Annotated in this window: 15 protein-coding genes and 1 pseudogene; 7 read left to right on the plus strand and 9 right to left on the minus strand. The window is 69.3% G+C overall.

What is annotated here, in order from left to right:
* Window positions 1–71: 71 nt before the first annotated feature.
* On the minus strand, window positions 72–410 hold the full coding sequence (locus tag ER308_RS22975; RefSeq protein WP_420826234.1) for a group II intron maturase-specific domain-containing protein: 339 nt from the start codon (window positions 408–410) through the stop codon (window positions 72–74).
* Window positions 411–468: 58 nt separating this feature from the next.
* Here ER308_RS22975 and ER308_RS01425 point away from each other — a divergent pair, with 58 nt between their 5' ends.
* Together ER308_RS01425 and ER308_RS01430 are read left to right on the plus strand one after the other, a co-directional pair.
* On the plus strand, window positions 469–621 hold the full coding sequence (locus tag ER308_RS01425; protein ID WP_205745828.1) for a hypothetical protein: 153 nt from the start codon (window positions 469–471) through the stop codon (window positions 619–621).
* A gap of 254 nt (window positions 622–875) precedes the next feature.
* A complete protein-coding gene (locus ER308_RS01430; protein WP_165491719.1) occupies window positions 876–1,598 on the plus strand; it encodes a transposase in 723 nt (240 codons plus the stop codon).
* 15 nt (window positions 1,599–1,613) lie between these two features.
* On the opposite strand, the gene ER308_RS22980 is transcribed toward ER308_RS01430, so the two are convergent.
* The 6 genes and pseudogenes from ER308_RS22980 to ER308_RS01455 all read right to left on the minus strand — a co-directional run bounded on the left by ER308_RS22980 (window position 1,614) and on the right by ER308_RS01455 (window position 8,193).
* Window positions 1,614–1,829, minus strand: a complete 216-nt coding sequence (locus ER308_RS22980) for an integrase core domain-containing protein (RefSeq protein ID WP_420826191.1) — start codon at window positions 1,827–1,829, stop codon at window positions 1,614–1,616.
* A gap of 34 nt (window positions 1,830–1,863) precedes the next feature.
* Window positions 1,864–2,529, minus strand: a pseudogene (locus tag ER308_RS01435) (IS3 family transposase); the annotation flags it as partial.
* Window positions 2,529–3,002, minus strand: coding sequence for a transposase (locus tag ER308_RS01440; RefSeq protein ID WP_165491720.1), 474 nt, complete (start codon window positions 3,000–3,002; stop codon window positions 2,529–2,531). The gene ER308_RS01440 and the pseudogene ER308_RS01435, both read right to left, overlap by 1 nt.
* Before the next feature lie 517 nt (window positions 3,003–3,519).
* Window positions 3,520–5,493 (minus strand): hypothetical protein, encoded by a 1,974-nt coding sequence (locus ER308_RS01445; RefSeq protein ID WP_131153363.1) that lies wholly within the window; start codon window positions 5,491–5,493, stop codon window positions 3,520–3,522.
* A 101-nt stretch (window positions 5,494–5,594) separates the two neighbouring features.
* Window positions 5,595–6,914 (minus strand): NAD(P)/FAD-dependent oxidoreductase, encoded by a 1,320-nt coding sequence (locus ER308_RS01450; RefSeq protein WP_165491721.1) that lies wholly within the window; start codon window positions 6,912–6,914, stop codon window positions 5,595–5,597.
* Between the two features lie 58 nt (window positions 6,915–6,972).
* Window positions 6,973–8,193: a glycosyltransferase gene (locus tag ER308_RS01455; RefSeq protein ID WP_165491722.1), complete on the minus strand. Its 1,221-nt coding sequence runs from the start codon at window positions 8,191–8,193 to the stop codon at window positions 6,973–6,975.
* 217 nt (window positions 8,194–8,410) lie between these two features.
* Between ER308_RS01455 and ER308_RS01460 the strand changes: the two genes are divergently transcribed.
* From ER308_RS01460 to ER308_RS01475, 4 genes are all read left to right on the plus strand, one after another.
* The gene (locus ER308_RS01460; protein WP_131153366.1) at window positions 8,411–8,947 is read left to right on the plus strand and encodes a hypothetical protein; all 537 of its coding nucleotides are present in this window, start codon (window positions 8,411–8,413) and stop codon (window positions 8,945–8,947) included.
* Window positions 8,944–9,228, plus strand: a complete 285-nt coding sequence (locus tag ER308_RS01465) for a hypothetical protein (RefSeq protein ID WP_131153367.1) — start codon at window positions 8,944–8,946, stop codon at window positions 9,226–9,228. The genes ER308_RS01460 and ER308_RS01465 overlap by 4 nt, the downstream gene beginning before the upstream one ends.
* A 406-nt stretch (window positions 9,229–9,634) precedes the next feature.
* Window positions 9,635–9,835: a hypothetical protein gene (locus ER308_RS01470; RefSeq protein WP_131153368.1), complete on the plus strand. Its 201-nt coding sequence runs from the start codon at window positions 9,635–9,637 to the stop codon at window positions 9,833–9,835.
* Window positions 9,836–10,049: 214 nt separating this feature from the next.
* The gene (locus ER308_RS01475) at window positions 10,050–10,583 is read left to right on the plus strand and encodes a universal stress protein (protein WP_165491723.1); all 534 of its coding nucleotides are present in this window, start codon (window positions 10,050–10,052) and stop codon (window positions 10,581–10,583) included.
* 100 nt (window positions 10,584–10,683) lie between these two features.
* On the opposite strand, the gene ER308_RS01480 is transcribed toward ER308_RS01475, so the two are convergent.
* Both ER308_RS01480 and ER308_RS21250 read right to left on the minus strand, forming a co-directional pair.
* Window positions 10,684–11,133: an SRPBCC family protein gene (locus ER308_RS01480; RefSeq protein WP_131153370.1), complete on the minus strand. Its 450-nt coding sequence runs from the start codon at window positions 11,131–11,133 to the stop codon at window positions 10,684–10,686.
* An 81-nt stretch (window positions 11,134–11,214) separates the two neighbouring features.
* A complete protein-coding gene (locus ER308_RS21250) occupies window positions 11,215–12,009 on the minus strand; it encodes a hypothetical protein (protein ID WP_165491724.1) in 795 nt (264 codons plus the stop codon).
* A 210-nt stretch (window positions 12,010–12,219) separates the two neighbouring features.
* Here ER308_RS21250 and ER308_RS21255 point away from each other — a divergent pair, with 210 nt between their 5' ends.
* Window positions 12,220–13,632 carry a DUF2254 family protein gene (locus tag ER308_RS21255; protein ID WP_165491725.1) on the plus strand — a complete coding sequence of 471 codons (1,413 nt, stop codon included), beginning with the start codon at window positions 12,220–12,222 and terminating at the stop codon, window positions 13,630–13,632.
* The last annotated feature ends 36 nt before the right edge of the window (window positions 13,633–13,668 follow it).

Below are 13,668 nucleotides of genomic sequence, written 5' to 3' on the forward strand. Positions count from 1 at the left end.
ACGTCCGGTTCGGTGAGCGGGCCGGAGAAACGTACCGTCGGAAACGACGGCAACGCGCTCCGGTCCGACTTCTACGTCGTGATGTGTCGCAACCGCCAGGAGGCCGAGCACGCACGCGTGTTGCTCTCTGACCTTCTGTCGGATCCGCCGCTGCGTGAGCTCACGAAGACGGTCGCGGGCGTGCTGCATGGCCTTGTCCGAGGGACAGCGGGCGAGGAGAAGCACACGTGCCGGTTGCGGCGGGACTTCGCGCGCACCCAACGGTGGTGGAACCCGAGGAAGTCCAGGCCCTCACCGCCTTCGTGCAGGTGCACGATCACCGTCTTCGACGCCTTGGGTCGAAGCCCAAGAGAGTTGCCGTAGCGGAAGTACTCGGCCCAGCCGCGCAAGAACCGGTTGAGGTCCCGCACGATCGCTTCGTCGGGCAGCCTGACCCGCAGCTTCGGCAAGATCAGGGACTATGCGCTGATGCGACTCGCGGGCGTGATCGCCAAACGGCATCAACGTTCGCGAGCGTTCGGCTGGTCGGTGGTCGCCTACAAGTCCGGCGACCAACTCGGCCTGATGCGCCTTGACGGGATCGTCGTCGCTCCCAGGCCCCACCAGGCCTGGCGTGGATAGCCGAACGCCGACGGTGAAAGACGTCGGTGAGCCGTGTGCGGGAGAACCGCACGCACGGTTCGACGGGCGGGCGCTGGAAACGGACGCTTGCGACCACGGTGGCGTCACGCTGTATGCCGAGCGGGAAACCAACCGGCACGTACGCTGCCCACCTACCGTCGACTCACAAGCGCACCGCGCCAGCGCCCGACCCTACACGCCGGTTAGGCGCGGGGTGGGGCGCCTGGAATGAGATGACCGCTTGGCCTGCGAGGATGCGGTTTGTCCAGCACACGCATCCGAGACCAAGGGGTTCGTACGACGACCGCGAGGTCCTCATCCGCGGCGGTGTGGGCTATGCGGTCAGGGCCTTCCTCGCCCAAGTCGTCGGCCAGGGCTGCGGGTTCTCGGCGAGCTTCGAGATCACCGAGGCGGTCAAGACCGCCATCAAAGCGCTGGACGAGCGCGCCTGGGAGCCGGCGATCCGCCAAGACCACACGCTGCGCCCCGGCGCGGCGGTCACCGAACTCACCCGCCTCATCGACCTGCGCGAGGGGTGGCCGGCCGCCTCGCGGCTGATCATCCGCCGCGAACCCTTGCACCCCGGCGCGCAGCAAACCATCGACGACCTCGACGGGTGCCGGTTCACCGCCCTGCTCACCGACCAACCCGACGACGATCTCGCCGTGCTCGAGCAGCGCCACCGCGCCCGCGCTCGCGCCGAGGACCGCATCCGCACGCTGAAAGACCTCGGCATCGGCAACCTGCCCTGGGGCGACTCTGACGGCAACGCCGTGTGGCTGCAGCTGGCGCTGCTCGCGCTCAACCTGCAGGTCTGGACCCAAGCTCCGACCCTCGACGGCGAGCTCGCCCGCGCCGAACCAAACGCCTGCGCTACCAGCTCTTCCACACCGCCGCGCGCGTGGCCCGCAGCGCCCGCCGCGTCACCATCAGACTCCACGCCCACTGGCCCTGGACCCCCTGGGCCTCCCCCGTAGGGCTGGACACCGTGCCTATGCGGCGATGGGGGTCGCCACGCTATCGGGGGCGCGGCAGCTGTGTGCTTGTTCCCACTCGGTCGGCGGCAAGTAGTTCAGCGTCGAGTGCAGCCTCCTGTCGTTGTACCGGGCGATCCACCGGAAGATCGATGTGCGCGCTTCGCGTCGGGTCTGGTAGCGGCAGCGGTTGACGAGCTCGACCTTCAACGTCGCGAAGAAGCTCTCGGCCACGGCGTTGTCCAGGCACGAGCCGGTGCCGGCTGGCCGACTGGGTCACGCCCAGCCGCCAGCAGGCTTGCGCGAACGCCTCACTCATGTATTGGGTGCCGCGGTCGTGATGGAAGATCACGCCGTTCATGCGGACCACCCCGCGCTCGGCGACCGCATGGTCGAGCGCGGCGATCATCAGCTGCGCGTCGGGCGTGTCGCTCATCGACCAGCCGATCAGTCGGCGACTGGCCAGATCGATGACGGTGGCCACGTACAGCCAGCCCTCGCCGGTGGGCACATACGTCAGGTCGCCGCACCACACGTGATCGGGCCAGGCCGGGTCGAAGTGGCGGCCGACCAGGTCGGGCATCGGCGGCTCGCCGGTGTCGCGCTGGGTCGTCGAGGCGCGCTTGACCGGCCGGTAGCCGACCAGGCCGTGCTCGCGCATCAACCGGGCCACGCGTTTCTCGTTTGCCTGCCAGCCGCGCCGGGTCAGCTCGAACGTCATGCGCGGCGACCCGTAGGTCTCATCCATGTGGGCGTGAATGTCGCGGATCTCGGCCAGCAGGGCAGCGTCGGCGCGCTCCTTGTCGCCGGGCTCGTGGGTCTCACCGGCGACCCACTGGTAGTAGGCCGTGGTGGAGACCTCGACGGCCTCACAGGCCGCGGTGGCGGCGAACCCGGCTGCCTTCTGGGCGTCCACGCAGCGGTAGCGCGTCACTACGTCGATTCCTTGACCCAGAAGGCGACTGTTCGTTTGAGCAGATCACGCTCCATGCGCAGGTGCGCGTTCTCCTGCTCGAGCGTCCGCAGCCGCTCGCGCTCGTCGCTGGAGACACCGTCACGCTCACCATCATCGACCCGGGCCTGACGAACCCAGTTGCCCAGCGAAGTGTCGGAGATGCCGAGCTCGGCGGCCACGTCGGCGATCGACTTCCCGCTGGTACGCACCAGCTCCACGGCCTCACGCTTGAACTCGGCAGAGAACTTCCGTCGGGTGCGTTGCGCCCCGTGCTGTTGCCCGTCTGAGCCGTGAATGCAGTCTGCGGTATGCCAGGGCTCGGAGGCACCGGAGGGGGTCTTGTCGGTGGCGAGCACGACGGCGGCGGGGCAAATCGCTGCTTGGGTCGCCGGTCCGGGCACGAAGAGGTGGGCCGTCCCAGGGGCCCGTACCGGCTCCAGAGTCTGAGCCACGTCCTCGTAGGAACAATCGGTGGTACCTGGCAGGCCCCCTGCCTCATGCTGACACTGCAGGCTCGAGGCGCTACAGACGAGCGAGGTCAGGAGACGGCCCGGCCCCATTCTCATCCTCAGTGGCGGGGCGTCAAGCCCCATGAGGTGCTGACATGCGGACCATCCTCTCTATCGAGGTGTCCAGCTGCACGGGGGAAGTCCACCCCAGCTGCTCGCCGCCTTCCAGCGACTACGCGCCCTACCCCCCGCACCTGTCTGACCCGCCGGCCCCGCGAACCTTGACAACCCACGCGAACACCACGACGTGGTCACCGACCGCGACCTCGTGCTGTCCGCGAACGCAACGACCCGCCCGCTCCACACCTGCCAACACCACGCCAGAGGCAAGAGAGCACAACCACAGCGCCCACCAACCCCGACTCACTCCCTCGCGGAAGCGACACGATTAATCGAGGCTGGCGACGAAGGTGGCCGGGCCCAGCGGGGCCCGGCCACCTGTCATTGAGCCGATGAGCCCCTAGGACCCGGCTTCGTCGTCCAGACCCTCGTCGTCCTCGTCGGTCGTGCCGAGCTCATCGGTGGCGTCGCGATCGCCTCCGGCGGGCTGGCGCAGCAGCTGCCGCAGCTGCTCCTCGTCGATCTCCTGGACCTGGTCGTCGTCCGGGATCTCGATGTCGACCTCGCCCCCGAAGTCGTCGAACTCGATGACCATGTAGCGGAAGGCGGCATCCTCATCACCGGGCTCCTGACCCGGGTCATCGGTCACACCGCCCTCATCGTCGTCGACGCCGTTCTCGTCGTCCTCGACGCCGTTGTCGTCGTCGAGACCGTCCTCGGTGGTGGGCTCGTCCAGGTCGTACTGGATGGCCTGGACCAGGTCCTCCTCATCGATCCAGACTTGCGCGGTGACCTGTTCGGCCTCATCGTCGAGACCGTTGTCGTCATCATCGACGCCGTTCTCGTCGTCCTCGACGCCGTTCTCATCGTCGACGCCGTTCTCATCGTCGAGGCCGTTGTCGTCATCGTCGACACCGTTCTCATCGTCGAGGCCGTTGTCGTCATCGTCGACGCCGTTCTCGTCATCGACGCCGTTCTCGTCATCGAGACCGTTCTCGTCATCGAGACCGTTCTCGTCATCGAGACCGTTGTCCCGCTCGATCACAACCTCGTACTGCGTGAGACCAGTGGTGTCCTCGGGACCGGCCTCGGCGTCCGTGCCCTCGTCGTCGAGACCGTTCTCGTCATCGACGCCGTTGTCCTCGTCGTCGAGAGCGTTGTCATCCTCGTCGACGCCGTTCGCGTCGTCCTCGACGCCGTTGTCCTCGTCGTCGAGGGCGTCGTCGTCATCATCGAGGCCGTTGTCCTCGTCGTCGAGACCGTTCTCGCCATCGACGCCGTTGTCCTCGTCATCCTCGACGCCGGCCTCGTCATCGACCCCGTTACCATCGTCGACCTCGGTTGCCTCGACGACGTCCTGCAGCTCGGTGATGGCGTCCTGTGGGCTCTGGAACGCAACGCCGCCGGGGCCCCCGACCGCTTGCGCGTCCCGTAGGTCCTCGAGATCGACCTCGACCCACACGCCCTCGTCGTCGGCAACGCCGTCCTCGTCATCGTCGAGGGCGTCGTCGTCCTCATCGACGCCGTTCTCGTCGTCCTCGTCGACGCCGTTCTCGTCGTCGAGACCGTTCTCGTCGTCCTCGTCGAGGCCGTTCTCGTCATCGTCGACGCCGTTGTCATCGTCGTCGAGACCGTTCTCGTCCTCGTCGACGCCGTTGTCATCGTCGTCGAGACCGTTCTCGTCACCGGCCTGACCGTTAACCGCGTCCTCGGCGAAGCGGAGGTAGGCCTGGTCACCATCGATGACGATCGCGCGAGCGTCGTCGTTCACCTGTTCCAGCCAGGCCTGGTCGGCATCGAAGTCGACGCTGCCGTCGAACTCCAGGGCCTGCTCCGCCGTGCCGTTCTCCGGCGCGGCCTCGTCACCGACGTCGTCGTCGTCGAGGGCGTCGTCGTCCTCGTCGACGCCGTTCTCGTCGTCGAGACCGTTGTCATCGTCGTCGAGACCGTTCTCGTCGTCATCGACGCCGTTGTCATCGTCGTCGAGACCGTTCTCGTCCTCGTCGACGCCGTTCTCGTCGTCATCGAGGCCGTTGTCATCGTCGTCGAGGGCGTCGTCGTCCTCGTCGTTGCCGACGCCGGCGTCGTCCTCGCCAGGTGCGCCGTCGGGATGAAGCTGGAGCTCGAGCGCAGCCGTCCCAGCGTCCTCGGTGTTCTCGGCCGCCGTCTCGACACGCTCCGCGGCGTCGTCCTCCTCGGGTTCCTCGTCCTCGGGTTCCTCGTCGTCGAGGTCGTCGTCCGTGTCCTCCGGTTCAGTGGGTTCCTCTTCGGCGCCCTCGTCCTCGACATCGGTGTCGTCATCGACCTCGCAGGCCGCAATGACAAGCGCCAGCGCGAAGACCAGGGCGAGGCTCCAACTCCGTAGCTTCCTCATTCGGGTAGCTCCTCCCTTGTTCGTTGGAGCCCCCGGGATGCCCGGAACCACCGTCCAGAAACAGCGACGTCCCCTGTCCGTCGGTGCGAGGAAGCCTCTCCTCAGCGCGACTCGGCCCGCATCAGCGAGCGGTGCAGCGGACCGCCGGGACGTTCCAGCGCATCCAGCTGCGTGGGATCGTTGGGGAACGCCGTACCCAGGCTCCACTCCAGCGCCAGGCGTACGCGCCGGCTCACCGAGGGCATCTGTGCGACGTAGTACGCGCGGCGAGCGAGCCACGGCAACTTCCCGACGAGCTGACGACCCGCCACGGTCCCCATCGCCGTGTGGCTGCCCAAGGTGACCAGTTCGGCGGATTCGCCGTGCGCGTAGGCCTCCGGCGCCCGCCCCTGCAGGACCCGCGCCAGGTTGCTGCCGAGCTGCTTCCCCTGACGAGTCGCCTGCTCCGCGGTGGGTGGATACGAACCGCCGTCGGGACGCGGCACTGCCGCACAGTCCCCCAGCGCCCACACGTTCGCATGATCCGGCACACGCATCGTGCGATCCACCTCGACGCGGCCGGCGTCGTCGAGGTCGAGGCCGAGGCGGCGCACACACGGGTGGGGCTCCACCCCTGCGCTCCACACGACGGTGTCGGCCAACAACTCCTCGCCTGTGGACAACTGCAACCGCCCGTCATCGATGCGCTCCACGGTCGTCCCAAGACGCACGTCGATGCCCCGCCGTCGCAGCTTCACCACTGCACGGTCGGCGAGCTCCAGCGGCAGGTTCGGCAGTATGCGGTCCGCGGCCTCCACCAGGGTCCACTGGATCTCTTCGGGCTCCACGTTCTCGAAGCGCTCGGCCGCGCGCTGCGCGAGGTAGTGCAACTCCGCCAACGCCTCCACACCCGTGTAGCCACCGCCGATGAACACCGCGCGCAGGGCGGACTCACGAGCGTCGGGATCCTGGGTCGACTCGGCGATCTCGAGTCGGGAGAGCATCGCGTTGCGCAGGTGGAGGGCCTCGGCGACCGTACTAAACGCGACCGCGTGCTCGTCCAGTCCGGGGATCAGCAGCGCCCTCGGAGCGGAACCCAACGCGATGACGACGTGGGTGTACGCCAGCTCGTAGGGATCCCCCGCCGGCGGTTGGACGGTCACCGTCTTCCGCGCCGGATCGAGCCCGTCGAGCTCACCCATGCGAAAGCGCACCCTCGGTAGGGCCTGCCGGATCGGAGCGACCGCGTGGCGGGGTTCGATCGCGCCCGACGCCACTTCCGGCAACAGTGGCTGGAACAGCATGTGGTTTCGCGGCGAGACGAGGACCACCTCGACCGCGCCCCGGAAGCGTCGATGCAGCGCCTGCACAACCGAGACGCCGGCGAAGCCCCCGCCGGCAACCACGACCCGCGGGACATCCGTCGGTTCAGCAGCGTTCATTCCCCGGACCTCCTCGGAACATTGACGATGTGCACGAACCAGCAGCGCCCGCCGCGGCTCACGGACCCGGCGCGGCGGACACAGCGGCTGGGGTACGCGCCGCCCGCGCGTCCAACACCTCGCGGTAGAGGTCTGCCGCATGCCCCGCCGCCGTCGTCCAATCCGTCCAGCCGTGTTTGACCGACGGCGCGAGCCGCGCCATCTCGCGGCGACGCTTGGGCTCGTCGAGCAGCGTCCGAAGGCACCGGGCGAGCCCTCGCGCGTCACGCGGAGGCACGGTCGCGACCGGCGACGGCTTGCGCGTGCCTGCGATCCGCCCGAGCCCGCCGAGATCGGCCGCGACGACCGGTACCCCGCACGCGAGCGCCTGAGCCGCCGGCACCATGGAGGCGTGGGACGGCACCGTCGGATACTGAACGAGCAGGTCCGCGGAGCGCAGCAGCGCTGGCGCCTCCCGGTGAGGCACCTGGCCGAGGAAGCGGACCCGGTGCTCGACCCCCACCTGCCGGGCATGCTTTCGGAGAGCGCCGATCGTCTCGTCCCCGTCCAGCTCGGCCGGCCGGGGACCGCCGACGACGAGGAGCTCGGTCTCGGGTACCTCGCGGAGCGCGCTCAGGACCCCTTGTAGGTCGTGCAGTGACGGCGGGGAGGCCACGGTCACGAGCCGGCCGCCGGGAGAGCGCTCGACGCCGGGCACGTCGGTCGAGAACCGCCTCGTGTCGACGCCCACCGGCAGGCTCGAGATGTCGGAGCGTGAGACCTCGAGGGCGCGCAGCTTGGCGAGGACCGCCCCACAGTGGACGACACAGCGAGTGGCCGAGTAGGCCAACTGCTGCTCGAGCGCCAACTCGGCGGGCCGGCTGCCACGGACCATGCGGTGCGCGCTCTGCAGCGAGCGCAGATCGGTGAAGGTGTGGACCAGCGGGCGGTCGCCGACCGCGCGCCGCGCGGCGGCCGCTGCCAGCATGCCCCACGTATGGATCAGGTCGGGCGGTTCCTCACGCCATTGCTCGGCGAGCGCGTCCGCGATGGGCTCCGTCGCCGCATCCCACGACTCCGGGCTCGACGGAGGCTTCGGCAGGCGTCGCGTTTCCAGGCCCTCCTGCTCCGAGTGCTCGACCAGACCAGGCGCCTGTCGCCCGACGCTGAGTTCGACACTGTTCCCCGCGCGGGCAAGGTGCGTCGCCCAGGCACACACGTCGCCCTCACGCCCTCGAGCCGCGCCGGCTCCCAGGGCAGGCTCCGGCTCCGCCCCCTCCGCGACCATCGCGATTCGCATCGTCGACCTTTCGATCTCGCAGGGGGCGTGACCGCGCCCTCCTTTCCAGACGCGGAGCCGATAACCGTGCCGTGCGGTGCACGCATGGAGCCGCTCGGAAGCCAGAGGCTCACGCGTCGACGCCGAGTTTGGTGAACCGGCGCCGGGGTACCCGGGTCGGGCCGCACGAACGGCACACGGATCACACCGTTCCGGCCGACACGATCGGACCCGCCTCATGCGTCTCATCACGCTTTCCGCGGACCCCGAGGTCCGGCTGCGCGTGTACCTGAACGATCACCTCGCCGGGGCGACCGCCGGCACCCGTCTGGCGCGCCGCTGCGCGAAGGCCAACGAGGGTGAGCCCCTCGGGGAGGCCGTTTCCCGACTGGCTGGCGAGATCGAAGCGGACCGCGCCACGTTGCTCGAGATCTTCGACGCCCTGAAGCTGCCGCGTGCCCGACCCAAGGAGATCGGGGCCGGCGCGGCCGAACTCCTCGGCCGCTTGAAGCCCAACGGCCAGCTGATCGGCGCGTCGCCCCTCTCGCGACTGGTCGAACTCGAGGGTCTCTGCGCGGGCGTCGACGCCAAGGGCAATCTCTGGATCTCGCTGCACCACATCAAGGACACCCGGCCCGGTCTGTCGGCCTTCGATTTCGAGGCACTGGCCGAACGAGCAGCTCGTCAGCGGGACGAGCTCGAGGGGCTTCGCCGCCACTCGGCAACCGACGCCCTCGCTGGATCAGGCCCAGCCGTCCCTCGGGAACCGACGTGAACGACCACACCCGCACCCTGCTCGAAGATGCCACGTACGAACTGAGCGAGGCTCAGCGCGCGGTGACCAAGGCGCTGGAGGGCCTCTGCGCCGGCCGCCCACCCGACGATGTCGAACTGACCGAAGCCCTGGTCCGGATCGCGACCCTGAGGGGCCGGATCGAGCGTCACCGCAGCGCTCAGGTAGAAACGCCCGCGGCGGGACCGCAGCCAGTGTCCGGCCGGACCTCGTCCGGAGCACGAGATCGGGGTTTGACCGGCCGGGGATCGCGGGCACAGTAAGGCCCGTCCTCATCACGACGCGTACCGGTGCGACCCAGACTCCGTCGCTACGAAGTCCGGCGCGTGCACGCGGCCCAGACTCCCTGTCGCCCCGAGGACTGCGGCGACCCGGACTCCGTCGCTCGTTCACGGCAGCCCAGACTGTCGCTGTCGCTTGCCCCTGACCTGTAAAGCGATCAAGCGAGCGTGAGATGCCTTCTACTTGGGCGTTCTGTGAAATGTGCGCACGTTGGTACTACTCGACTTCGGACGAGAGCAACCCGGTTCAGCCCTGCCCCGTCTGCGTGAGTCCCCCGCGGCGCATGGTGCCCGGGTCGGCCCCGCACCCCGGGGTGCACCACACCACCGGTCACCCGAACCGGCTGCACGCAGTTGCAGGTTCGATCGACGCGCGAGGGGGTCCGTGATGTCCGTCGATTCGAACAACACCGTCATGCTCCGCAAGTCCCGGCATCAGCGGGTCATGTCCGGCCCCAAGCTGACGCAGAAGGAGGGCCGGGTGTGCCGGGTCGAGAGCTGCGAGACGCGGCTGTCCCGCTACAACCCCTCCGAGACCTGCCGTCTCCACGAAGGTTGGCGCGACGGGCGCATGCGTCGGCACGACTGACTTCGGAGCGCGTGCGGCGAGCAGCGGGGTGGTCGACGATCGGCCACCCCGCTGTCGTGCGCACGGTGCAGGTCCGGCCGTGCCTCGATGACCCATGGCGCACGGACAAGCACCGGGGCACGCCGCACACGTTTCGAGCGTCCCCCCGCACGGGCACGGGAGCACGAGCGAGCAACTGCCGTCTCACCCGAACAGGACGCCGAAAGGGCGCGGCATGAGGATGTTCCCAGCGAAGGTGCTCGTTGCGGTCGACGGGACCCCGAAGGCCCGCAACGCGGTGGACGCGGCCGCGGAGTTGTCCGCGGCCACTGGTTCCTCCTTGCACCTGCTCCACGTGAAGCTGCTCTCGCCACAGATCTCCGGTGACTCCCCGAGCCCGACGGACTACGAGCGCGCCGAGCAGGAGGGCCGCCAGCTGCTCGACGACGAGATCGCCTACGCGGATCAGCTCGGCGCGCCGATCGAATCGGCGCTCCTGCGCATGGGGCGCATGATCGAGAACGAGGTGGTCCAGGTGGCCAACGAGATCGGTGCGGGACTCTTGGTGCTGGGCACCAGCGCGCGCTCCCCCGCCGGCCGCCGCCCGCACGCGGGCCTCTCGGTGGACATCGCCCGCGACATCCCGTGCTCGGTGTGGTTCGTGCGGGAGGCCGCGCGCTCGGTCGTCTCGGATCCCCCACCGCTGCGCGAGGGCACGATCGTGACACGAGCCGCGGGCGAGGGCGGCGGCACCGACGAGCGGGGATAGCGACGCATGGGCTCGCGGTGATGCTCCGGCGATCTCGGCCCCCGCACACAACGGTGCGGCGGCACCCGTGGGCGCCGCCGCACCGTGGGTTGTCTGCGGCTTAGTGAATCTCCTGGCGGTAGGATCCAGTGGCGATCTGCCGTTCCTCGATGAACGCCTTGAAACGCTCGAGATCGCCCTCGACCCGCTTGTCCACGATGTGCAAGGCATCCACCGCCTTCTCGGCGAAGGACTCGGGCTCGAAGTCGAGGCGCAGCGTCACGCGCGTGCGTCCCCCGTCGAGCGACTCGAAACGCACGTGACCGTCGTGGCGCACGTCGCCGAGGGCCCGCCACTCGATCAGCTGGTCGGGCACCTGCTCGGTGATCTCGGCCTCCCACTCGCGGGTGCTCGGCCCGATCTGGGCGGTCCACGCCAGGTGCGCGTCGTCGATCTGCTCGACGCTCTGCACGCCCTCCATGAACTGCGGGAACTCCTCGAACTGGGTCCACTGGTTGTACACGGTGGTGACGTCGCTCTCGACCTCAATGGACTTCTTCACCTGGCTCACGTCGCGTTCCTTTCCTTCGAAGTTCGGGCACCGTCGGGCCTCAGGCCCGAGGTCGAAGCGATGCGGGTCTCGGGACTGCGATCACGAGCGTCGCTTGTCACCCGTGAAGTCCTCGCGCGGCTCCACGGGGTCCGGTTCACCGGTCCGCGCACGCTGATGCTGCTCTTCGGCCGGATCGACCCCCCAGCCGCCCGTCTGCTCGCCGTCCCGGCGGGCACTCTCGCGATGCTCGTCGGTGCGGGCGGCCAGCCCTTGCGGATCGCGTGGATGGCCGTCCTCGGGAGCGGCACGCGTGCGGCGCTCGACGTCCGCCGGGCGCCCATCGGCCGGCGACGCCTCGGAGGGTGGTGGGTCGAGGCGGAGCTCGCGTTCCTCGACGTGGGTCGGCACGGACGCCGCACCCGCCATGCCGCCGAGTGCTGCCACGATGGCCCCCAACAGCGTGGCGATGAAGGGCGCCCACCACATCCAGCCGTCGGTCGCGATCGTGACGTCCCCGATCGCCGGGAGGAACGCCGCGGCCGCTCCGGGGCCGACGATCGCGACCACGATGGTCATCGTGGCCCACACCCCCAAGCCGTTGAGCAACCCGGGCACAGGGCTCCCAATCCCGGCCATCAGGCCGCTGCTGTAGGCCCCGGCCAGCATCGACGCCGCCGCTGCGGCGCCGATGTACCAACCAGCACCGGCCAGCAGGTCGTCGATGCCAGCGCCGACCACCAGGCCGGCCCAGAGCATCATCAAGAGCACGAAGAGGGCCAGACCGAGTACCGCTCCCCCCAGCACCGCGTTCCAACGCAACAGGCTGGGCGGCGTGGACGCCACCGCCGGCGGCGCGGTCGTCACTCTCTCGCGGGTCTCGTGCATCGCGGCCATGGCGAGCACCTCCTCATCGGGGCAATCGCTCCACAGCGGAGCGGAGCACGGGATGCCCGCCTCGCAACGGTCGAAACCACTCAGGTCGGAGGTCACCGCCGAGGAGCCACCCGTCCCAGGGCGGCCCACGGACAGCCGCCGACCGAGGCGTTTGTCGACCTCCCCACCGGGAACACGGATGGGGCCGATCCCGACCGAGGTCAACTTTCGATGCCCGCTCCGCGGTCCCAACGTCTCGAACAGGTGCGCCGCAACCCGCTGACGCCCCCGATCGGGGGCATGCTGGGTGGCGCCGCACTCGCCGGCGCGGCCATCGCGGTCGACGCCGCCATCCGCCCCGCACCACCGGCGATCTTCACGGTCGAAGCGACCCAGGCGTTCCTGTCGGCGGTCGTCGGGGCGACGATCACGGTCACCGCTTTGCTGTTCTGGATCCGCGGCATGCTCGTGCAGCTGTCGGCAGGGCAGATGTCGAACCGGGTGGTGCGCTGGTACCTCGAGGACCGCTTCTTGTTGGACAGCATCGGCTTCGTCATCGCGGTGTTCACGTTCACCGGACTCCAGTTGCTCGCGCTGCCGCCGCCCGCGGAAGGCGGCGCACCCCCCGTCGGCACCGCCCTCGCGTTCCTGCTCACGCTCGCCGCCCTCGCGAACATCGTGGCGGCGATCACCAACAGCGTCCATGCCACGGACACTGGCGTGATCCTGAACAACCTCGCCGAGGAGGCGCGCACCGCGATCCAGGAGGCGCATCCGGACGATCGAGCGGCGCTTAGCTCCGAGGGCAGGGAGCCGACCGACGCCAGGTACTTCTCGCAGCACGTCCGCCTGTCTCTGATCGCCCCCCGGACGGGGTGGGTCAACGACATCGACGTCCCTCGGCTTCTGGACCAGATGCCGGACTCCTCCATGCTCGAAGCACAGGTGCGCGCCGGCTCGTTCGTACCCGAGGGCCATGCACTCGCCCACCTGAGCGTGGAGGCGACGCTCGCCGATGCTGAGGAACTGCACGACGTCCGCCGCGCATTGCGAGACGCCTTCGCGATCGACTCCCGCCGAACCACCGGTCAGGACGTCGAGTTCACCCTGAGCAAGATCGTCGATGTCGCCGTCGCCACCATGGCCCCGCACTCGGCGGATCGAACCAGTGCGTACGAGGCCGTCCGCCACCTCGGCGTGGCGCTGCGGGAACTGTTCACCCGTCCCCTGGCACCGAGCCACTTCTCACAACAGGAGAACCGGCAGCTCGTGCTGCGGGCCGCCCTCGGCTACGAGGACTACCTGCGCCGCACCTTCGGTCACCTGCGGGAGATCGCGACCGATCTCCCCATGCTCGGAGTCCTGCTCGACACGCTCGGGGACCTTCGTGAGGTCGTCATTCAGGGGACCCGGGACGAGCGCATCGACGCGGTGGACCGGGAGGCACACCGCCTGCTGGACGCGGTCCGCCACACGCACGCGCCCGACGAAGAGCGTCGCGGCGTGCTGCACCTGGCGGCGCAGCACGGATGGGACGTGCACGAGCTCCAGGAGGACGAGCAGCAGGACGGACAGCAGGACGGGCAGGCCCCGCCACCGACCAGCCCGGACGACATCTCCCAGCACGCAGCGGAGTCGTCCTGACGCGCACCGCTGAGCACGTCCGAGAGAGGACCGGTG

Source organism: Egibacter rhizosphaerae, from assembly GCF_004322855.1.
In the GTDB taxonomy this organism is placed as follows: Bacteria; Actinomycetota; Nitriliruptoria; order Euzebyales; family Egibacteraceae; genus Egibacter; species Egibacter rhizosphaerae.